Origin of the sequence: Bacillus fungorum, from assembly GCF_002746455.1 — a bacterium.
Taxonomy (GTDB): Bacteria; Bacillota; Bacilli; order Bacillales; family Bacillaceae_G; genus Bacillus_A; species Bacillus_A fungorum.
The window spans coordinates 154032-174742 of record NZ_NWUW01000006.1 but is presented as its reverse complement, the minus strand read 5'-3'; the positions used below and the strand labels follow the sequence as shown (position 1 = coordinate 174742).

Here is a 20711-nt window from a genome sequence, read left to right as displayed (position 1 = left end):
AAAACCTATGTTATAATACGTTTCATGCGCAACATTAGGAGGTAAATTATGTTAAAAAAAGCAATCGCTGAATTTATTGGTACATTTGTACTTGTATTATTCGGAACTGGAGTAGCTGTCATTGGCGGCGGAATTGAAGGAATTGGAACGTTGGGAATCGCTATGGCTTTCGGTCTATCTATCGTGGCTATGGCATATAGCATCGGAACAATTTCTGGATGTCACATTAACCCAGCAGTATCAGTAGCTATGTTCATCAACAAAAGAATGAACGCTATGGAACTTTGTTATTATGTATTAGCTCAAATTTTAGGTGGTTTATTAGGAACTGCAACGTTAGTGACAATTTTAAAATCTGCTAAAACACCTTTAGATAATTTAGGACAAAATGGTTTTGGAACTCTTGGTTTATCTGGAGCATTTTTAGTTGAATTTATTTTAACTTTCGTATTCATTTTAGTTATCGTTGCTGTAACAGGTAAAAAAGGAAGTTCTTCTTTAGCAGGATTAGTAATTGGTTTCACATTAGTATTAGTTCACTTATTAGGAATTCCGTTAACCGGAACATCTGTTAACCCAGCTCGTAGTATCGCACCAGCTTTATTCGCTGGCGGAGAAGCCCTTTCTCAACTATGGGTATTCATCGTTGCACCAATTCTTGGTGGTATCGTAGCAGCTATTGTTGGTAAATTCATTTTAAATACTGAAAAATAGATTTTTCAATATTTCTGAATAAAAAAAGGCGAGCCCTCATTATGAGGATGCTCGCTTTTTTACTCTTTCATTTTAGACTTTAAGTTTGTAACTAATTGATCTACCGTTACATTTGCAAGTACGTTTTCCATCGCTTCTTGCGCTTGCATTAAAATAATTTCTAATACTGATTGAATATTAGCTCCTACTGGACATTCAATGTTGGGATTTTCATGGAAGGAAAATAGCTGTCCTTCTTCTACAACTTCCACTGCTTTATATACATCAAGTAATGTAATTTCTTCTAAATCACGAGCAAGTGTCGTACCACCTTTACCAGCTTGTACATCAACAAGTCCTGCTCTCTTCAACATTCCTGTAATGCGACGAATCACAACTGGATTTGTATTCACACTACCGGCAATCCATTCAGAGGTACAGCGAGAGTTTCGATCTATCGCAAGTAATGTCAGCATATGAACACCTACTGTAAAACGACTACTAATCCCCATCTGCACACCCTCCTTTTTATTCATTCTATTAAAAGACGACTCTTATTATTATATACTATTTTTAATTTATACATAAAGAAAAAGCATAATTTCAATAGGAAATCATGCTTTTTCTATCATTATTGACGCTTTATAAATTTCGCTAAATCTTTGAATTTCACTTTATCTGAATAATTCATTACACCGTTTACGTAAATGCGGCTTGTAACAGCACTTAATATGCCGATTGTCGCTAAAAGCCCCGCCAATGTTATCATAATTTCTAACATACCAGCTTCACCAGCTACAAAGCGTGAGAATGTAACCATCGGGGTGAAGAACGGAACATAAGAGCTTATAACAACGATAGTACTATTTGGGTCACCTAACGATTTAAGACTTATAAAGAATGCTGCCATTATTAAAATTGACACCGGTAGCATTACACCTTGCAAATCCTCAGTCTTAGAAACAACCGCACCAGCAGCTGCATACATCATCGCATACAGGAAATATCCTGTAACAAAATAAATAAGGAACATACCGATTACTTTTGCATCTAACTTTGTAACGTCAATTACGCCAAATAATGAACCATTTTCTAAATCTACCCACCCTAGTAAATAAGGAACTAAATAACCACATGCCAATATGCCAAGTTGTAATAGCGCTGTTGAAACAACCGCTAAAATTTTTGCATACATCATCGTAAGAGGTTTTACTTTCGGAATCATAACTTCCATAACGCGAGAAGCTTTTTCAGAAGCAATATTCATCGCAATTGCGCTTCCGAACGCAATAATAAACATATATAAAGCGAATATGAAGAAATATGCAATTCCAGCAGAGGCAGAACGATCTTTTATTGCTTCTTGTTTCACGGAAATGTCCGTTTGTAATTGTTGTGCAATTTCTGGTGAAACATTATGTTTAGCAACTGTTACCGTCATATATTGTCCCTTTAAATAACTAGCTATAATTGTAGAAGTTGTTTCACTAGCAAATCCATTAAACATATACGTGACTTCTGGAACTCCATTCTTTTCAGTTACACGAAACAAACCGTCTAACTCGCCTTCTTCTACTTGTTTATGTAATTTATTGAAATCTTCTTTTGAACCAATTGTTAATTTAGCTGATGGTAATAACTTAGTTAACTCTTCTTTTTGTATTTTATATGTGGAACTCTCTGTCACAACTGCAATTTTATCTTTATCCTTATTTTTATCATTACTTGAAGTAAAATGATTGAATGCAAAAATCCCAAATACAACTAAAAATAAAATCGCGCTCGTAATTAATGATTTTTTAGATAAAAATGATTCTCTAAAATAAAATGAAAATACGTGAGAAAATTTACGCATCGTTATTTCGCCCTCTCTACAAAGATTTCGTTTAACGTCGGCTCTAACATTTTAAATTGTCGTAAGGTAACACCGTGTTCTTGCAATTGTTGTAAAATCGTTAGAGCTTCTGCATCATCTTGTACTTGCACATAAAGAAGGCCTTGTTGTTTTTCATACGATACATGAATAGATTCTAATCCCTTCTCATTCTCTTCTGTATCTTCAATCGTTAAATTACGGAAACCGTATTCTTTCTTAATATCACTTAACTGCCCCTTTACGACAGCTTCGCCTTTTTTCAAAATACATACATGTTGGCAAAAAGTCTCTACTTGCTCCATACGATGACTTGATAAAATAATTGTCTTTCCGCTCTGTACTTGTTCCTCAATAATACTAGCTAACATCCCAGCATTAACTGGATCAAGACCGCTAAATGGTTCATCTAAAATGAGAAGTTCTGGATTATGAAGAAGAGCAGCAATTAATTGGATTTTTTGCTGATTCCCTTTCGAAAGCTCTCCTGCCGTTTTAAATTTATATTCCGGTATTGCTAATCGCTCTAACCAGTGATCAATAGCAAGATCTACTTCTTTTTTCGTCATTCCTTCTAATCTACCAAAATATCGCAACTGGTCTATTACTCTACTTTTTGTATATAAACCTCTTTCTTCTGGTAAATACCCAATCGTTACCCCACTAGTCCCAAATGATTTTCCATCCCATGTAATAGAGCCTTCATTAGGCGTTAATAACCCGAGAAGCATTTTAATTGTCGTTGTTTTTCCTGCACCATTTCGTCCAAGTAACCCTAGTACTTCACCTTTTGGTAACGAAATTTGCAAACTGTTAACTGCTTTTGATTCCCCAAATTGTTTCGTTAAGTTTTGGATTTGTAAACTCAAAGTATAAAGCCTCCTCTTTATTATCATTCGTACTCTCTTTCAAAGACTATGTTTATTCTAAACAAAATATAGCACTCTACGCTTCATCCTCTTATATGTAAACATCGTCATTAATCCATCATTTGTTCTATTTAGTTAAAATTGTAAATAAAAAACCTCTTTTTGTCAATTATAATTGTCATTACGACAATGAAATTTGTCAAAAAACTATTATTATTTTACTCATCTTTCTAATATAGGACATACTACTATATATACAAAAGACAATATGCAAATGTTCATATTAAAATATTATATTTTAATATATAATATAAGATGATTTTCTAACATCAAGGAGGATACATATGAAGATGAAGAGGGGCATTACCACTTTATTATCTGTAGCAGTTCTATCTACATCACTTGTAGCATGTTCAGGAACACCAGAGAAAACAGTGGCGAAAGAAGAAAAAGTAAAATTAACAGAACAGCAATTAATGGCTGATTTATGGTATCAAACAGCTGGTGAAACGAAAGCACTTTACTACCAAGGATACAACATCGGTCAATTAAAGCTTGATGCAGTTCTTGCAAAAGGAACAGAGAAAAAACCTGCTATCGTACTTGATTTAGATGAAACGGTTTTAGACAACAGTCCTCATCAAGCAATGAGCGTAAAAACAGGAAAAGGCTATCCGTATAAATGGGATGACTGGATTAATAAGGCTGAAGCTGAAGCCCTTCCAGGTGCAATTGATTTCTTAAAATATACAGAGTCTAAAGGTGTAGATATTTACTACATCTCAAATCGTAAAACAAACCAACTAGATGCAACAATTAAAAATCTTGAGCGTGTAGGCGCTCCTCAAGCAACGAAAGAACATATATTACTACAAGATCCGAAAGAAAAAGGAAAAGAAAAACGCCGTGAACTCGTTTCTCAAACACATGATATCGTCTTATTCTTCGGTGATAACTTATCTGATTTCACCGGTTTTGATGGAAAGTCTGTAAAAGATCGAAACCAAGCAGTAGCAGATTCAAAAACACAGTTTGGCGAGAAATTTATTATTTTCCCGAATCCAATGTATGGTGATTGGGAAGGCGCTTTATATGATTATGATTTCAAAAAATCAGATGCAGAAAAAGATAAAATCCGTCGTGACAACTTAAAATCATTTGATGCAAAATAAAGAGGATGGCATTCGCCATCCTCTTTATTTTGCTTTCTCTGTTAAAGGCAAGATAAACACTTCCACACGTCTATTCTTTGCCTTTCCTTCTTGTGTATCGTTTGGAGCAATTGAACGGTATTCCCCGTAACCAATCGCACTAAATTTTTCTGGTTGTAATTCTTTATTTTGCAGTAATACTTGCATAAAATTAACTGCCCGCTGCGTACTTAATTCCCAATTCGATGCAAATTGTGAATTGGCAATAGGGACATTATCCGTATGACCAGATACTGTAATTTCACGAGGTGACGCTGAAACAAGTAAGCTAGACATCTCTTTTGCAATCCCTATTGATTCTAACTTCACATCTGCCTTCCCCGAATCAAATAGTATATTTTCTAATATTGTTACCATTAATCCCTGTTCGGTTAATTTAGTTTGAAAAGAAGAGGATAATTGTTTCTCATTAATATATTGATCAATCTTTTTTTGTAATGCTTTCAATTCATCCATTTCTTTTTTTTCTTTTTCTCTAGCTTCTTCTTGTTTTTTTGTTTGTTCTGCCTCAAGGCTACTTGCTGATAATTCCTTTTCATCATTTGGCTTCTGATCACTTAAAAATTCTTTGTTACCTGTTCCACCTGCTAATTCGCTTCGAAAAGCAACAGCCATCTGTTTGAACTTCGCAGCATCTATACTACTCATTGCGAATAAAACGATGAACAATGCAAATAACAACGTTAGCATGTCAGAATATGGAATTAACCAAGTTTCATCGATATGCTCATCATGTTTTTTCTTTTTGCCTCTTCTATTTTTCTTACTCCGCATTTTTTTCTGCTCCTTTTTCCAGCTTTTTACGCTCAGCTGCAGAAAGTGCACCTAAAATGCGGTTCTTCATAATAAACGGATATGTGCCTTCTTGTAACATTAATAAACAATCAATAATTAAACGTTTTTTCTCAATTTCAGCTGCAGATTTTTGCTTTAACTTATTTGCAAAAGGATGCCATAACACATAACCTGAAAAAATACCAAAAATCGTTGCAATAAACGCACCCGAAATAGCATGTCCTAACTTATCAATATCTGTTAAATTACCAAGCGCGGCTACAAGACCAATAACAGCACCTAAAACTCCTAACGTCGGTGCATACGTACCAGCTTGTGAAAAAATAGCAGCTCCTTTTGCATGTCTTTCTTCAATTGCTTCTAATTCAGCTTCTAAAATCTGTTCTAAGTCTTCTGCGGATACACCATCAATCACAAATTTCATACCACGCAAAAGAAATTCATCTTGAATTTTGTCTAGTTGTTGCTCTAAAGACAAAATACCGTATTTTCTACTTTCTGATGTCCAATGAACAAACAATTCTAGCAGCTGTTCATAACTTAAATCCTTTTTATTTGAACCAAAAAGAACTTTAAATAATTTTGGAACTTTTTTTAGTTGATTCATCGGAAATGCGATACATACTGCAGCAAATGTACCAACAAAAATAATTAATGCTGCGGCAGGATTCAATAAGGCTGTTACGTCAGCGCCCTTGACGACCATCCCTACTACCACTGCTACAAATCCTAAAACAAGTCCAATAATTGTTGCAAAATCCATTCCCATTCACTCCTAGTCTATACAAGAAGTTCTTTATTCTCGATAATCGTTACATCTTCTTATATGTATATATTACACAAAAAATTCATTTCATGAAAGATAAGAAATGAATTATATGAAAAAATACTACAAATTCACACATTTTCTGACATTTTCTTTGCATTTCTATTACGTTACAACTCTTATATTTCTTTTTCAGCAAACTAGACTTATAATAAAAACAATACATATTTTATTAAGAAAGGACTGTGATTACAAGGCATCATGAAAAAAATAATCATTATTTCTGCCGCTACTATTGTAATCGGCATCACATCTTTCGCTTATTTCGGTGCTAAATCGCCACTACAAAATGAGGCGAAAGCTGTCGAAAATCAAAAACATAGTAACCATCAAAAAGAAGAGATTCCTGCTTTTCCTAAAGCTGATCATAATGCAAAAAAACTAGACAATGATTTTTCCGTTGTAACAAATCCAGAATCTAATCTTGTATTAGTTAATAAACACCGAAAACTACCAGATGGATACACTCCTGAAGACTTAACAAGGCCAAACGTACCATTTACTAGTCCAAAAGATAAAGAAAAAACATTGTTGCGTAAAGATGCTGCTAATGCGCTTGAAAATATGTTTAAAGCGGCAAAGATAGAAGGACTTGAACTTACAGCTGTATCTGGTTATCGTTCATACAAACGCCAAAAATCATTACATGATACATACGTTAGACGTCAAGGAAAAGCTGAGGCGGATTCAGTAAGTGCCATTCCCGGTACAAGTGAACATCAAACGGGTTTAGCAATGGATATTAGTTCAAAATCTGCTAAATTCCAATTAGAGCCTATTTTTGGAGAGACAGCCGAAGGAAAATGGGTTGCAAAACATGCCCATGAATTTGGCTTTGTCATTCGTTATTTAGAAGATAAAACAGAAACAACGGAATATTCATATGAACCGTGGCATTTGCGCTACGTTGGAAATCCATACGCTACATACATATATAAACATCATTTAACACTAGAAGAAGCGATGGAAGACAAAAAATAAGAGAGCAACTTGCTCTCTTATTTTTCTTTCACTCTATCATTGTAGTAATTTTTTCTTCCATTCTTCAGGCCACGGTTCGCCTCTTCCCGTTTTTTTCGAGGCTTGAACCATCATTCCACGACCAACTAAACAAACTTCTCCTTCTGCATTCTTCACCATATAATGCAAATCTAAAGAAGAATTACCAACTGATCCCGCTTTTACATACACCTTCAACTGTTCATCAAAATATATTTGCTTAATAAAATTACATTGTAAATCCGCAACAACAATCATCGTTTCTGAAGATTCATGCGTCCATTCTTGCATAAATCCAAGTTCTTTAAACAATGCTATACGTGCTTCTTCAAAATAGGTAAAGGCAACGACATTATTTACATGTCCAAACATATCTACTTCACCAAAACGAACCTTTACAGGGTTGTAAAACGAAAAACCACTTTCCCATTGCTTAAAGTCTTCAATATAAGAAATCCTCTTCATTGTTCCCTCTCCTTTTCACCTTAAAATAAACAGAATAAACAGAAAAATATAGTTATAAATATTGCCTCTTCATATTGAAGAGGCAATATTTATTAATAGTTATTGTCGCTACCAAAGAAATCTTTGAACGATTGAATTGTTGTATCACGGTTTAACGCCGCAATTGAAGTTGTTAATGGAATACCCTTTGGACACGATTGCACACAGTTTTGAGAGTTACCACAGTTTGCAAGTCCCCCATCACCCATAATTGCACGCAAGCGATCTGCTTTATGCATTTCACCCGTTGGATGTGAGTTGAATAAACGAGCTTGTGATAACGGTGCTGGTCCAATAAAGTCAGATTTACTATTTACGTTTGGACATGATTCTAAGCATACGCCACATGTCATACATTTTGAAAGCTCATAAGCCCATTGACGTTTCTTCTCTGGCATTCTTGGTCCTGGACCTAAGTCATACGTGCCATCAATTGGAATCCAAGCTTTAACACGTTTTAGAGCATTAAACATGCGACTACGGTCAACTTGTAGGTCACGAACAACTGGGAATGTCTTCATCGGTTTTAAGCGAATTGGTTGTTCTAATTGATCGATAAGCGCTGTACATGATTGACGTGGTTTTCCGTTAATCACCATCGAACATGCACCACATACTTCCTCTAAACAGTTCATATCCCATGCAATCGGAGTTGTCTGATTTCCTTTTGAATCAACAGGATTACGACGAATTTCCATAAGCGCCGAAATAATATTCATATTCGGACGATACGGAATTTCAAACTCTTGGTCAAACGCTTGCGCGTCTGGTCCGTCTTGTCTCGTAATGATGAGGCGGATTGTTTTCTCAGACATGTTGTTTATCCCCCTTCTCTTCACCCTTAGCAGCTACATCGTGTTTTGAAGAATAATCACGTTTACGTGGTTTAATTAATGAAATATCCACGTCTTCGTAATGGAATGCTGGTGCATTTCCTTCTCCTTCAAATTTTGCCATCGTAGTTTTTAAGAAGTTTGCATCATCACGATTTGGGAATTCAGGTTTGTAATGCGCCCCACGGCTCTCATTACGGTTATATGCGCCAATTGTAATAACACGCGCTAATTCAAACATATTTGCAAGTTGGCGTGTAAATGAAGCACCTTGGTTACTCCATCTCGCTGTATCGTTAATGTTAATACGTTTGTAACGAGCCATTAACTCTTCAATTTTTGCATCTGTTTCTAATAACTTTTTATTTTCACGAACTACTGTAACGTTATCTGTCATCCATTCTCCAAGCTCTTTATGAAGAACATACGCATTTTCGTTACCATCGAGCGTTAAAATATTGTTAAATTTCTCTGTTTCGATCAATTCATTTTGTTCATACACAGTAGATGAAACAGCATCAGATGATTTAGAAAGACCCTTCATATATTCAATTGCATTTGGTCCTGCTACCATACCACCGTAAATTGCTGATAATAGTGAGTTCGCACCAAGGCGGTTACCACCGTGCATAGAGTAATCACACTCACCTGCTGCAAATAAACCTGGAATACTTGTCATCTGCTTATAATCAACCCATAGTCCGCCCATTGAATAGTGAACAGCTGGGAAAATTTTCATTGGTAGTTTACGAGGATCGTCACCTGTAAATTTCTCATAGATTTCAATAATTCCACCAAGTTTAATATCTAGTTCTTTCGGATCTTTATGAGAAAGATCTAAGTACACCATGTTTTCACCGTTAATACCTAGTTTTTGCTCTACGCAAACATCAAAAATTTCACGCGTTGCAATATCACGAGGTACAAGGTTTCCGTAAGCTGGATATTTTTCTTCTAAGAAGTACCATGGTTTACCATCTTTATATGTCCAAACACGTCCACCTTCACCACGTGCAGATTCACTCATAAGACGTAATTTATCGTCTCCAGGAATTGCCGTTGGATGAATTTGAATGAACTCACCGTTTGCATAATATGCGCCTTGTTGATATACAGCAGAAGCTGCTGTACCTGTATTGATAATGGAGTTTGTTGATTTTCCAAAGATGATACCAGGGCCCCCTGTTGCCATAATCACGGCATCAGCTCCGAAACTTTTAATCTCCATAGTTTGTAAGTCTTGTGCAACGATTCCTCGGCACACACCTTCATCATCAACAACAGCTCGTAAGAAATCCCAACCTTCATATTTCGTTACTAGTCCTGCTACTTCATGACGACGTACTTGCTCATCTAATGCGTATAGTAATTGCTGTCCAGTTGTTGCACCAGCAAATGCTGTACGGTGATGTTGCGTTCCACCAAAACGACGGAAATCAAGAAGTCCTTCTTCCGTACGGTTGAACATAACACCCATACGGTCCATTAAATGAATGATACCAGGTGCTGCTTCACACATTGCTTTAACTGGTGGTTGGTTCGCTAAGAAGTCCCCACCATAAATTGTATCGTCAAAGTGGATCCATGGAGAATCCCCTTCACCTTTCGTATTTACGGCACCGTTAATTCCACCTTGGGCACATACAGAATGCGAACGTTTTACTGGTACTAAAGAGAACAGTTCAACATTTACTCCTGCTTCCGCCGCTTTAATCGTTGCCATTAAGCCAGCCAAGCCACCGCCGACTACTATAAGTTTCCCTTTCATGCTCTCCCACTCCTTACTGGTTTGCTAGCTGTGGATCGATGAACGCTAATAATGCACTCACACCTACATAAGATAGACCTAAGAAAATAGCTAATGTTACATAAGTAGAGATTCTTTGTGAACGTGGAGATACTGTAATTCCCCAGCTGATGCAGAATGTCCATAGTCCATTTGCAAAGTGGAAAATTGTTGAAACAACACCAACTAAGTAGAATGCAAACATAGCTGGATTGTTTAAAATATCTGCCATCATATCATAGTTTACCTCTTTACCTAACATTGCTTGAATACGAGTTTCCCAGACGTGCCAAGAAATGAAAATCAGTGTAACGATACCTGAAATTCTTTGGAAGACGAACATCCAGTTACGGAAGTAACCGTAAGAAACCGCATTGTTCTTAGCTGTAAATGCAATATATAAGCCATATATAGCATGGTACAGTATTGGTAAAAAGATAATGAAAATTTCTAGCGCATACCGGAATGGAAGGAGCTCCATAAAGCCTGCAGCTTTGTTAAAAGCCTCTGCTCCTCGTGTTGCAAAGTTGTTTACAATTAAATGTTGCGTCAAAAAGACACCAACCGGGATGACCCCCATTAATGAGTGCCACTTACGAAACGTATACTCGCGGCCTTTCATGTCCCCATTACCCCCCTTGAATGATTGACTGCTGTTTTCAGATTAGTTTATGGCAATAATGTTTTTTCACTATTGGCATAAGAAAAACTGAAAAAATTATTCGAAATATTTCAGCATAATTTGATACCAAGTTCATTTTACTCCTATTTTTGTCGAAGCGTCAAGAAAACGTATACATAATTTGCATATAATTTGCCAATTCTTTTTTTCTTCTTATATATTCAGATTTTCCCAAAGAAAAATCTGTTTTTATAAATGAGAAATGTTATATAATAATCCCTATAGAAAGAGGGGAATATTGTGAGTAAAAATACAATCGATACAACATCTTTAGAAGATGTTTCATTGAACGCCTTCGCTTATGAATTGCTACGTGAAGAATTACTACCTGATTTAATCGGTAACGATTTAGATGGTATTTTATACTGGTCCGGTAGAAACCTTGCAAGAAAATATCCACTAGAAACAATTGAAGAAGTCATTCAGTTCTTTGAAAAAGCTGGCTGGGGCACTTTAAGCATTATTGAACATAAGCGTCGTGAAATGCAGTTCCAACTTAAAGGCACACTCATTGCTGAACGTCAAAAACAAAAAAGACATTCTTCTTACCAATTAGAAGCTGGATTCATCGCTGAACAAATTCAAAAGCAACGTAACGTCGTTGCTGAGTCCTATGAAGAAAAGAAAAAACGTTCAGACTCTATTACATTTCTTGTGAAATGGGATATAAAAGATCTCATTGAAGTGTAGCATTACCTACAGTCAACTAGACATTTAAGTTTAGTTGACTTTTTTGCATTTTCATTCAGATCTGTTTATTTTAAATCTTCAGAAATTATACCAAAAAATAGAAGACGTTGTAAACTACAACGTCTTCTTATCCACTAAATAAGTATAAATTGTCTCTGCGACATTTTTCGGCATACCTGCTTCGACAAATTCCGTTACAGAAGCCTCTTTCATCTTTTTTAGCGATCCAAAATGTTTCAACAATACCTTTTTTCGCTTATCCCCAATTCCAGGAATATCATCCAGCGCTGATTGAATGACAGATTTTCCGTGTAATTGACGATGGAATGTAATCGCAAATCGATGCACTTCATCTTGAATGCGTTGCAACAAATAAAATTCTTGGCTATTTCTCTCAAGCATCACAGGTTCAGGTGGGTCTCCAATAATTAAATGGGATGTTTTATGTTTGTCATCTTTTACAAGCCCTGCCATCGGAATGTATAAGCCGAGCTCATTTTCTAAAATATCACTTGCAGCCGCCAAATGGCCTTTTCCGCCATCAATAATGATTAAATCGGGTAAAGGTAGGCTCTCTTTCAGTGCTCTTGTATAACGGCGTCTCACAACTTCTCTCATAGACTCATAATCATCTGGCCCTTGAACCGTTTTAATTTTATATTTCCTGTATTCTTTCTTAGCTGGTTTCCCATCGATAAAAGCAATCATTGCAGAAACAGGATTTGTCCCTTGAATATTTGAGTTATCAAACGATTCAATACGGTAAGGCGTTTCAATTCCGAGCTGCTTCCCTAAATTCTCTACCGCTTTAATCGTTCGCTCTTCATCACGTTCAATTAAGTAGAATTTCTCTTCAAGAGCAATCTTCGCATTTTTATTTGCCAATTCTACAAGATCTTTTTTCTTACCGCGTTTCGGCTGCGTCGCTTCCACTTCTAAAAAGCGCTCTACTAATTCTGAGTCTATACTTCCTGGAACGACAATTTCCTTTGGCTTAAAATGACTGCTGTTTTCATAAAATTGACCGATAAACGTTAAAAACCCCTCTTCTGGTTCATCGTAGATTGGAAACATAGAAACATCACGTTCAATTAGCTTTCCTTTTCGAACGAAGAAAACTTGAACACACATCCATCCTTTATCAACTGCATACCCAAACACATCACGATCCACTAAGTCACTCATAATCATCTTTTGTTTTTCCATAATCGCATCGATATGCGCAATTTGATCACGTAACTCTTTTGCACGTTCAAATTCTAGTTTCTCTGAAGCTTCATACATCTTTGTTTCTAATTCTGAACGAACTTCTTTATGTCCACCATTTAAAAATTTAATAATTTCATCTACAATTTCTTTGTTTTGTTCTTCCGTCACTTCTTTCACACAAGGCGCTAAACATTGCCCCATATGATAATATAAACAAACTTTATCAGGCATATTTGAGCACTTACGAAGCGGATACATACGATCTAGCAGTTTTTTCGTTTCATGAGCTGATTGTGCATTCGGATAAGGACCAAAATACTTTCCTTTATCCTTTTTTACGTTTCGCGTAATGAGTAATCGCGGCTGTTTCTCAGCTGTAATTTTAATAAAAGGATATGTTTTATCATCTTTTAATTGAATATTATATTTTGGATCATATTTTTTTATTAAGTTTAACTCTAAAATGAGAGCCTCTAGATTTGAGGAGGTTACAATATATTCAAAATCTACAATTTCTCCTACAAGCCGAAGTGTTTTCCCATCATGCGAACCAGTAAAGTACGAGCGCACACGATTTTTAAGCACTTTTGCCTTTCCTACATATATAACCGTTCCTTGCTTATCTTTCATTAAATAACAACCAGGTTGATCTGGTAAAATGGCCAACTTCTCTTTTAAATGTTCGTGCACTCGTTACCCTCCCTTTCTACATGCTTAGCATTTTTATTTTCACATGAAAACATACTATGCCAAAACACCCAACATACGTTCTTTTATTGTAACGGAAAGGTGTAAAAAAGGAAAATAAAAAAGCTACCAAATGGTAGCTTCTTTATTTTAGAAGTGTTTAGAAACTAATTCTACTAACGCTTCTTTCGGTTTGTAACCTAACGCTTGATCAACCACTTTACCGTCTTTTAATACGAAAAGAGCTGGAATGCTCATTACTTCGAATTGACGAGCAGTTTCTTGGTTTTCATCTACGTCTACTTTTACTACTTTTACTTTTTCGCCTAGTTCTGCATCAATTTCCTCTAATACAGGAGCGATCATTTTACAAGGTCCACACCAAGGTGCCCAAAAATCTAATAATACAACACCTTCGCTAGTTTCTGCTGCGAAGCTTTGGTCATTTGCGTTTACAATTGCCATTTTATTTCCTCCTTCAAGTATATTCTACCAAGAGTATATCATTAACTTATATACGTGGCGAATAATATGTATCGTTATGTATTGTAACAAAAAAATGTTCCTTTATACTATATAAAAATACGGATTAAATACTAAAAAGATGAGAGACAGGGGATCTCTCACCTTTTTCTATATATAGGGGTACTTCACTTGGAACTCAAGGGTACTCAAATCATGAATGTACTTTTAATTTTTTAAACTCTTCTGTTAAAAGAGGTACGACTTCAAACAAGTCACCGACAATACCATAGTCAGCTACTTTGAAAATACTTGCTTCTGGGTCTTTATTAATCGCAACGATTATTTTTGAGTTAGACATACCAGCTAAATGCTGAATCGCACCAGAAATACCGCATGCAATGTATAGGTCTGGCGTAACAACTTTACCAGTTTGACCAATTTGTAATGAGTAATCGCAATACTCAGCGTCACAAGCACCACGAGATGCTCCAACAGCGCCGCCTAATACGTCAGCTAACTCTTTTAATGGCTTGAATCCTTCTTCACTCTTCACACCGCGTCCGCCAGCGATAATAACTTTCGCTTCAGAAAGGTCAACACCTTCTGCCGTCTTACGGACGACATCTTGAATGATTGTACGTAGGTCTTTCACGTCTACTGTAATAGAAGACACGTCACCACTGCGAGACTCATCCTTTTCAAGCGTTGCAATGTTATTTGGACGTACTGTCGCAAATAAGATGCCGTCTGTTACAATCTTCTTCTCAAACGCTTTACCAGAGTAAATTGGACGAGTAAAGATAACATTTCCACCTTCAACTTCTAAAGCAGTTACGTCAGAAACTAGACCAGCTTCAAGCTTCGCTGCTAATTTTGGTGATAAATCTTTACCAAGTGCTGTATGTCCAAATACAATACCTTCTGGATTTTCTTCACCATATACAGCTAAAAACGCTTGTGCATAACCATCAGATGTATATGATTTTAATTTATCATTTTCAACTGTCACAACGCGATCTGCACCGTAATGAATCAATTCATTTGCAAAAGAGGCAACGCTGTCTCCAACTAGAAGACCTACTACTTCACCGCCTTCTGCAATTGTTTTTGCTGCTGCTACCGCTTCAAACGAAACGTTACGTAGCGATCCATCACGAACTTCACCCATTACTAATACTTTACGAGCCATAGATTTTCCCTCCTGCATATATAATTTCGTATTTTATTAGATTACTTTCGCTTCTGTATGGAGCAACGATACAAGTTCTTTTACTTGATCTTGCAGCTCGCCTTGTAACACTTTTCCTGCATCTTTCTTAGGAGGCAAATAGATTTCAATTGTTTTTGTCTTTGCTTCCACATCATCTTCTTCTAAATCTAAATCATCTAATTCTAATTCTTCTAGTGGCTTTTTCTTCGCTTTCATAATACCTGGAAGCGATGGATAACGCGGTTCATTTAAACCTTGCTGTGCTGTTACTAAAACTGGTAATGAAGTTTCAATCACTTCTGTATCACCTTCAACATCACGCTCAATCTTCACGTTTGTACCGTCAATTTCAAGTTTTGTAATTGTCGTTACGTACGGAATATTTAACGCTTCAGCTACGCGTGGACCGACTTGTCCAGATGCACCATCAATTGCAACGTTTCCGCCTAAAATTAAATCTGCATCTTTATCTTTTAAATATTCAGCAAGCACTTTTGCTGTCGTGAACTGGTCACCATTTTCTACATCATCTTCAATATTAATTAATACCGCTTTATCGCAGCCCATCGCTAATGCCGTACGAAGTTCTTTCTCACTATCTTCGCCACCGACTGTTACAACAGTAACTTCTCCACCTTGTGCGTCTCTTACTTGAATTGCTTCTTCAATCGCATATTCATCGTAAGGGTTGATGATGAATTCCGCTTCGCCATCGTAAATTGCACCGTTTTTAATTACGATTTTTTCTTCTGTATCAAATGTTCGTTTCATGAGTACGTAGATGTTCATTCCATTTACCCCCTTGTTTTTCAGAAAGATTCTATCAATTTTAATTTTCTGTTAATTTATATCAAAAAAATAATTGAACTACCTGCCACTAAATGAAGGCTTACGTTTTTCTAAAAACGCTGCTACACCTTCTCTTCCATCTTCACTCGTAAATACTTCACCAAAGATTTGAGCTTCGCGTTGTACACCTTCATAATAATGAGACGATTTCGTCGTTTGCAATAACTCTAGTACAGCACGAGTCGTCGCTGGGCTTTTTCCAGCAATCTGTTTTGCAACTTTAAGCGTATCATCTAAAAATGTTTCTTCAGCAAAAACTCCGTTAACAAGTCCCCATTTTAATGCTTCTGCACCAGTAATCGGTGTACTTGTTAACATCATTTCACAAGCTTTCGCTTTCCCAACATAACGTGGTAATCGCTGTGTACCTGCAAATCCAGGAATTAATCCAAGTGTTAACTCAGGTAAACCAAGTTTTGCACTTTCAGTTGCAAAGCGCATGTGGCAAGACATAGCAAACTCAAGGCCGCCGCCAAGTGCCGCTCCATGAATTGCCGCGATAACTGGTTTTGAACATTTTTCAACGCGCTCAAACGTTACTTGTCCAAGCTGCGCTAATTCTGTCGCTTGCTTCGCTTCAGTAACAGATGTAAATTCTTTAATATCTGCTCCCGCCGAGAAGAAGCGCCCTTCACCGTGAATAACAACAACACGAATGTTATCATCCTTCTCCACTTGATCAATTAATTCAGTAACGTCATGCATAACTTGTGAAGACATCGCGTTAGCCGGCGCATGATTTAACGTCGCCACCGCGATATGATCTTCAACTCTTACAGATAGGAATTTCAACATGATCCCTCCCATTATTGACGATAGCCACAAGCTGCAATAAGTAGCCCATGTACCGTTTTTGAAAGTGCGACCAGATCATACTTATGATCGCTCATTACCCAATTGGTCACAACTTCATCTACTGTTCCAAAGATCATTTGTCTTGCCACGCGAACATTTAAATCCGCTTGGAATTCACCTTGCTTTATACCTGTTTCTAAAATCTCATCGATAACTTGTAAGTAGCCTTTTAATACTTCATTTATTTTCAGGCGTAAGTCTTGATTAGACTGTCTTAGCTCTAATTGCGTAACGATAGCAAGAGGATCATTTTGTGACAACAGCAAGAAGTGTGTTTCTACCAACATGAATAATTTCGATACAGCGCTTTCAATTCCTGCTGTTTTTTGACGAATTGTTTCGACAAATTCTCCCATCTTCTCTTGGAATAAGGATATTAATATATCTTCTTTATTTTTAAAATATAAATAAATCGTGCCATCAGCTACCCCAGCTTGCTTTGCTATTTTAGAAACTTGCGCTTGGTGGTACCCATTCTCCGCAATCACAATGACTGCCGCATCAATAATTTGATTGTATTTCGGTCTATTTTTCTTCACTTTACTGTCCCCTTCAAGAAGATGACTGAATGAATAGTCATTCATATTCTTATAATACTGACTATTTAGAAAAGTGTCAATCCTATTTTTTCAAAAAGAAAGGGCCTTAGCCCGTTTGCTCATCCTCATTCTTTCTCTTCTCTTCATCTATTAGGACGCGTCGTAATATTTTTCCGACTGTCGTTTTCGGCAGTTCATCTCTAAACTCATATACTTTCGGCACTTTATAGGCTGCTAAATATTTACGCGCAAACTGGTTTAATTCTTCCTCAGAACACTCCGTACCTTCTTTTAACACAACAAATGCTTTAACCGTCTCTCCCCGGTACGGATCTGGAACTCCAATCGTCACTACTTCTTGCACTTTTTCATGCTCATATAATACTTCTTCTACTTCACGAGGATATACATTAAATCCACTTGCAACAATCATATCTTTCTTGCGATCTTTTACATAGAAGAAGCCATCTTCATCCATGTAGCCAACATCCCCTGTATGGAGCCAGCCATCTTGCAATACAGCTGCTGTTTCTTCTGGCTTATTCCAATACCCTTTCATAATTTGAGGGCCTTTCACTACAATTTCACCAATTTCTCCCGGTGGTAATGCCTCACCAGTTTCAAGCGACATAATCATTGCTTCTGTATCTGGCCACGGAACTCCAATGCTACCTGGCACTCGCTTTTCCCATAAAAAATTACTATGTGTAACCGGAGATGATTCTGTTAAACCGTATCCTTCTACTAGTTTACCACCTGTAACTGTTTCAAACTTTTCCTGTACTTCTACTGGAAGTGGCGCTGAGCCACTAATACAAGCACGAATAGAAGAGATATCGTATTCTTTTAAAAGCGAACTATTTAAAAGAGCGATATAAATAGTTGGTGCCCCTGGGAACAATGTCACTTTATGCTTCTTAATCGCTTCAAAAACCATTTTCATATCAAACTTTGGAATAAGAACCATTTTGTATCCTTGCATAATACTTAAATTCATGACAGCGGTCATGCCGTACACGTGGAAAAATGGAAGAACTCCAAGAACGACTTCTTCTCCTTCTTTGCAATTATATAACCAATGAATCCCCATCAACGTGTTAGAAACGAGGTTTTTATGCGTTAACATAACCCCTTTCGGAAATCCAGTTGTTCCTCCTGTGTACTGTAAAAGGGCTAGATCATTTTCAGGATCACAAGGCACTTCAACATCCGTATTCACTTCTTTTTCTACTGAATTCCAAAGATGAATCGTTTCACTCTCCGATACTTTCACAACTAAATTCGACTGTTTTTTCTGCACAAATGGATACAATAGGTTTTTCGGGAAGGGTAAAAAGTCCGCAATACGAGTTACGATAATATGCTCAATTTTTGTAGCAGATTGAACATTCGTTACTCTTGGAAACACTAAATCGAGGCAAAGAATTACTTTTGCTCCCGAGTCATGAAGCTGATATTCTAATTCTCTTTCTGTATATAGTGGATTTGTTTGTACTACGATACCTCCCGCAAGTAATATACCATAATAACCAATTACAGCTTGCGGACAATTGGGCAACATAATAGCAACTCGATCACCCTTTTCCACACCGAGCTTTTGAAGATAATTTGCAAACCTCTTCACCTTATCATGGAAGTCCGAAAATGTAATATCCTTCCCTAAAAGGTGAAGCGCTTTCTTTTCTGGGTAGCGAGAAGCCATCTGTTCTACATATTTATGAAGCGGCTGAATATCATAAGAAATCGTACTTGGAATTTCCTCTGGATAATTTTTCAACCATGGTTTTTCCACCTTCATTCCCCCTTCAAATACATAAAAAATAAATGAATGTTCATTCATGAGGTTGTTTTCATTATATTATAGTCATCACAACGTTACAATCATAATATTCCGACTTTTACATAACTATGCTTTACTTCATTAACTTCTTATTATATGTATAAACTCTCCTAATCTATAAAGTGAAACTTTAATCAGTGGGGGTTTTCTTCATCCCCCACTGATTATTAGTTGAACCAATCGGACTTTTATGGGCAGCCCGACCCCCACCTAACTTCTTTTCTTTCGCTGAATTTTGAGGTGGGGATCTTACTGCCCATTAAAGCGGGATAAAAAAATAAGAGAGTTATTATTTAGCTTAATCTTATTATCGTTAACACAGCTCCTGGTGTAGTTGTTGATAATGTTGCAACAGCCAAAACCCCAAATAATTGTAAACTAATAGCATCTCCTGCTGCAAGAGTTGTAATAATTGTTGCGCTAAATGATGTAGTTGCTAACGCAGGAGAATTGATTGTCCCAGCAAGTGCTGCTCCATTAATTGTAATTCGTGAACTGACTAATAGTGAAGCTGTTATATTAATCGTATATGAAATATAATAATTCCCAGCATTTGCAACCGTAAATACTGTATTTCCACCAGAAACAGTAATTCCTGGACCGATGTTTTGATTATTTGGAAGCGTGACATTCGTTCCACCAAGAAGTACCGATATCGCTGTTCCCGACGTATTATTTGCAAATGCATACGTCGCCGTGATACTTGTACCTGTTACTCCTGTTGAACCCGTTGCCCCTGTTATTCCCGTCGCTCCTGTTGGACCTGTTGGACCCGTTACTCCTGTTATTCCCGTCGCTCCTGTTGAACCCGTTGCTCCCGTTATTCCCGTCGCTCCTGTTGCTCCCGTTGCTCCCGTTATTCCCGTCGCTCCTGTTGCTCCCGTTGCTCCTGTTATTCCCGTCGCTCCTGTTGGACCCGTTGCTCCTGTTATTCCCGTCGCTCCTGTTGGACCCGTTGCTCCCGTTATTCCCGTCGCTCCTGTTGGACCTGTGTCACCCGTTGGGCCCGTCGCTCCTGTTGGACCCGTTACTCCTGTTATTCCCGTCGCTCCTGTTGGACCCGTTGCTCCTGTTATTCCCGTCGCTCCTGTTGGGCCTGTGTCACCCGTTGGACCCGTCGCTCCTGTTGGGCCTGTGTCACCCGTTGGACCCGTTGCTCCTGTTGGACCTAGCTTAGGGACTGTCCCATCACAACTAAAACAACATGAATCAACATGTACACCATTTCGATTATTACAACTACAATATCCATTTGTATTATTGAGCCATGAAGACATGTTGATCCCTTCCTTCAAA

21 protein-coding genes are annotated in these 20711 nt (G+C 37.2%); 4 read left to right on the top strand and 17 right to left on the bottom strand.

Annotated elements, in window-relative coordinates:
- Window positions 1–48 precede the first annotated feature (48 nt).
- Window positions 49–714, top strand: coding sequence for an MIP/aquaporin family protein (locus CO726_RS11210; RefSeq protein ID WP_074607624.1), 666 nt, complete (start codon window positions 49–51; stop codon window positions 712–714).
- Between the two features lie 59 nt (window positions 715–773).
- On the opposite strand, the gene CO726_RS11205 is transcribed toward CO726_RS11210, so the two are convergent.
- From CO726_RS11205 to CO726_RS11195, 3 genes are all read right to left on the bottom strand, one after another.
- Window positions 774–1205 (bottom strand): Rrf2 family transcriptional regulator, encoded by a 432-nt coding sequence (locus CO726_RS11205; RefSeq protein WP_000512998.1) that lies wholly within the window; start codon window positions 1203–1205, stop codon window positions 774–776.
- A 119-nt stretch (window positions 1206–1324) separates the two neighbouring features.
- Complete coding sequence (locus CO726_RS11200; protein ID WP_099684287.1) at window positions 1325–2548, bottom strand: ABC transporter permease; 1224 nt, start codon at window positions 2546–2548, stop codon at window positions 1325–1327.
- A 2-nt stretch (window positions 2549–2550) separates the two neighbouring features.
- Window positions 2551–3435, bottom strand: a complete 885-nt coding sequence (locus CO726_RS11195; RefSeq protein WP_136699558.1) for an ABC transporter ATP-binding protein — start codon at window positions 3433–3435, stop codon at window positions 2551–2553.
- A gap of 344 nt (window positions 3436–3779) precedes the next feature.
- Between CO726_RS11195 and CO726_RS11190 the strand changes: the two genes are divergently transcribed.
- On the top strand, window positions 3780–4607 hold the full coding sequence (locus CO726_RS11190) for a 5'-nucleotidase, lipoprotein e(P4) family (protein ID WP_099684285.1): 828 nt from the start codon (window positions 3780–3782) through the stop codon (window positions 4605–4607).
- 24 nt (window positions 4608–4631) lie between these two features.
- Here the strand turns inward: CO726_RS11190 and motB are convergent, their stop codons facing one another.
- Together motB and motA are read right to left on the bottom strand one after the other, a co-directional pair.
- The gene (gene motB / locus CO726_RS11185) at window positions 4632–5420 is read right to left on the bottom strand and encodes a flagellar motor protein MotB (protein WP_098761678.1); all 789 of its coding nucleotides are present in this window, start codon (window positions 5418–5420) and stop codon (window positions 4632–4634) included.
- On the bottom strand, window positions 5410–6204 hold the full coding sequence (gene motA, locus CO726_RS11180) for a flagellar motor stator protein MotA (RefSeq protein ID WP_098761679.1): 795 nt from the start codon (window positions 6202–6204) through the stop codon (window positions 5410–5412). Before motA ends, motB begins: the two co-directional genes overlap by 11 nt.
- 264 nt (window positions 6205–6468) lie before the next feature.
- Here motA and CO726_RS11175 point away from each other — a divergent pair, with 264 nt between their 5' ends.
- Complete coding sequence (locus CO726_RS11175; RefSeq protein WP_099684284.1) at window positions 6469–7248, top strand: M15 family metallopeptidase; 780 nt, start codon at window positions 6469–6471, stop codon at window positions 7246–7248.
- A 36-nt stretch (window positions 7249–7284) separates the two neighbouring features.
- Here CO726_RS11175 and CO726_RS11170 read toward each other — a convergent pair whose 3' ends face one another.
- The 4 genes from CO726_RS11170 to sdhC all read right to left on the bottom strand — a co-directional run bounded on the left by CO726_RS11170 (window position 7285) and on the right by sdhC (window position 11011).
- On the bottom strand, window positions 7285–7731 hold the full coding sequence (locus CO726_RS11170; protein WP_099684283.1) for an acyl-CoA thioesterase: 447 nt from the start codon (window positions 7729–7731) through the stop codon (window positions 7285–7287).
- A gap of 92 nt (window positions 7732–7823) precedes the next feature.
- A complete protein-coding gene (gene sdhB / locus CO726_RS11165) occupies window positions 7824–8585 on the bottom strand; it encodes a succinate dehydrogenase iron-sulfur subunit (RefSeq protein WP_001291827.1) in 762 nt (253 codons plus the stop codon).
- Window positions 8578–10371: a succinate dehydrogenase flavoprotein subunit gene (sdhA, locus tag CO726_RS11160; RefSeq protein ID WP_000676740.1), complete on the bottom strand. Its 1794-nt coding sequence runs from the start codon at window positions 10369–10371 to the stop codon at window positions 8578–8580. Before sdhA ends, sdhB begins: the two co-directional genes overlap by 8 nt.
- A 13-nt stretch (window positions 10372–10384) precedes the next feature.
- Window positions 10385–11011, bottom strand: coding sequence for a succinate dehydrogenase cytochrome B558 (gene sdhC / locus CO726_RS11155; protein WP_000678354.1), 627 nt, complete (start codon window positions 11009–11011; stop codon window positions 10385–10387).
- Between the two features lie 300 nt (window positions 11012–11311).
- Between sdhC and CO726_RS11150 the strand changes: the two genes are divergently transcribed.
- Window positions 11312–11761: a YslB family protein gene (locus tag CO726_RS11150; RefSeq protein WP_000042224.1), complete on the top strand. Its 450-nt coding sequence runs from the start codon at window positions 11312–11314 to the stop codon at window positions 11759–11761.
- Between the two features lie 114 nt (window positions 11762–11875).
- On the opposite strand, the gene uvrC is transcribed toward CO726_RS11150, so the two are convergent.
- From uvrC to CO726_RS11110, 8 genes are all read right to left on the bottom strand, one after another.
- Entirely contained in the window at window positions 11876–13660 is a 1785-nt protein-coding gene (gene uvrC / locus CO726_RS11145; RefSeq protein ID WP_099684282.1) for an excinuclease ABC subunit C, read from the bottom strand.
- Window positions 13661–13807: 147 nt separating this feature from the next.
- Entirely contained in the window at window positions 13808–14122 is a 315-nt protein-coding gene (gene trxA / locus CO726_RS11140; RefSeq protein WP_001018943.1) for a thioredoxin, read from the bottom strand.
- 211 nt (window positions 14123–14333) lie between these two features.
- A complete protein-coding gene (etfA, locus tag CO726_RS11135; protein WP_099684281.1) occupies window positions 14334–15311 on the bottom strand; it encodes an electron transfer flavoprotein subunit alpha in 978 nt (325 codons plus the stop codon).
- A gap of 36 nt (window positions 15312–15347) precedes the next feature.
- Complete coding sequence (etfB, locus tag CO726_RS11130; RefSeq protein WP_001029030.1) at window positions 15348–16121, bottom strand: electron transfer flavoprotein subunit beta; 774 nt, start codon at window positions 16119–16121, stop codon at window positions 15348–15350.
- 78 nt (window positions 16122–16199) lie between these two features.
- The gene (locus tag CO726_RS11125) at window positions 16200–16976 is read right to left on the bottom strand and encodes an enoyl-CoA hydratase (protein WP_000911295.1); all 777 of its coding nucleotides are present in this window, start codon (window positions 16974–16976) and stop codon (window positions 16200–16202) included.
- A gap of 11 nt (window positions 16977–16987) precedes the next feature.
- Window positions 16988–17575 (bottom strand): fatty acid metabolism transcriptional regulator FadR, encoded by a 588-nt coding sequence (locus CO726_RS11120; RefSeq protein WP_000742222.1) that lies wholly within the window; start codon window positions 17573–17575, stop codon window positions 16988–16990.
- A 106-nt stretch (window positions 17576–17681) separates the two neighbouring features.
- Window positions 17682–19367, bottom strand: coding sequence for a long-chain-fatty-acid--CoA ligase (locus CO726_RS11115; RefSeq protein WP_136699556.1), 1686 nt, complete (start codon window positions 19365–19367; stop codon window positions 17682–17684).
- Window positions 19368–19708: 341 nt separating this feature from the next.
- Entirely contained in the window at window positions 19709–20692 is a 984-nt protein-coding gene (locus CO726_RS11110; protein WP_099684279.1) for a BclA C-terminal domain-containing protein, read from the bottom strand.
- Between the last annotated feature and the right edge of the window lie 19 nt (window positions 20693–20711).

Excerpts from the sequence above, each read along its gene's own strand:
- CO726_RS11210 (WP_074607624.1), top strand. The coding sequence starts at position 49 with ATGTTAAAAAAAGCAATCGCTGAATTTATTGGTACATTTGTACTTGTA.
- CO726_RS11205 (WP_000512998.1), bottom strand. The coding sequence starts at position 1,205 with ATGGGGATTAGTAGTCGTTTTACAGTAGGTGTTCATATGCTGACATTA.
- CO726_RS11200 (WP_099684287.1), bottom strand. The coding sequence starts at position 2,548 with ATGCGTAAATTTTCTCACGTATTTTCATTTTATTTTAGAGAATCATTT.
- CO726_RS11190 (WP_099684285.1), top strand. The coding sequence starts at position 3,780 with ATGAAGATGAAGAGGGGCATTACCACTTTATTATCTGTAGCAGTTCTA.
- motB (WP_098761678.1), bottom strand. The coding sequence starts at position 5,420 with ATGCGGAGTAAGAAAAATAGAAGAGGCAAAAAGAAAAAACATGATGAG.
- motA (WP_098761679.1), bottom strand. The coding sequence starts at position 6,204 with ATGGATTTTGCAACAATTATTGGACTTGTTTTAGGATTTGTAGCAGTG.
- CO726_RS11175 (WP_099684284.1), top strand. The coding sequence starts at position 6,469 with ATGAAAAAAATAATCATTATTTCTGCCGCTACTATTGTAATCGGCATC.
- CO726_RS11170 (WP_099684283.1), bottom strand. The coding sequence starts at position 7,731 with ATGAAGAGGATTTCTTATATTGAAGACTTTAAGCAATGGGAAAGTGGT.
- sdhB (WP_001291827.1), bottom strand. The coding sequence starts at position 8,585 with ATGTCTGAGAAAACAATCCGCCTCATCATTACGAGACAAGACGGACCA.
- sdhA (WP_000676740.1), bottom strand. The coding sequence starts at position 10,371 with ATGAAAGGGAAACTTATAGTAGTCGGCGGTGGCTTGGCTGGCTTAATG.
- sdhC (WP_000678354.1), bottom strand. The coding sequence starts at position 11,011 with ATGAAAGGCCGCGAGTATACGTTTCGTAAGTGGCACTCATTAATGGGG.
- trxA (WP_001018943.1), bottom strand. The coding sequence starts at position 14,122 with ATGGCAATTGTAAACGCAAATGACCAAAGCTTCGCAGCAGAAACTAGC.
- etfA (WP_099684281.1), bottom strand. The coding sequence starts at position 15,311 with ATGGCTCGTAAAGTATTAGTAATGGGTGAAGTTCGTGATGGATCGCTA.
- etfB (WP_001029030.1), bottom strand. The coding sequence starts at position 16,121 with ATGAACATCTACGTACTCATGAAACGAACATTTGATACAGAAGAAAAA.
- CO726_RS11125 (WP_000911295.1), bottom strand. The coding sequence starts at position 16,976 with ATGTTGAAATTCCTATCTGTAAGAGTTGAAGATCATATCGCGGTGGCG.
- CO726_RS11110 (WP_099684279.1), bottom strand. The coding sequence starts at position 20,692 with ATGTCTTCATGGCTCAATAATACAAATGGATATTGTAGTTGTAATAAT.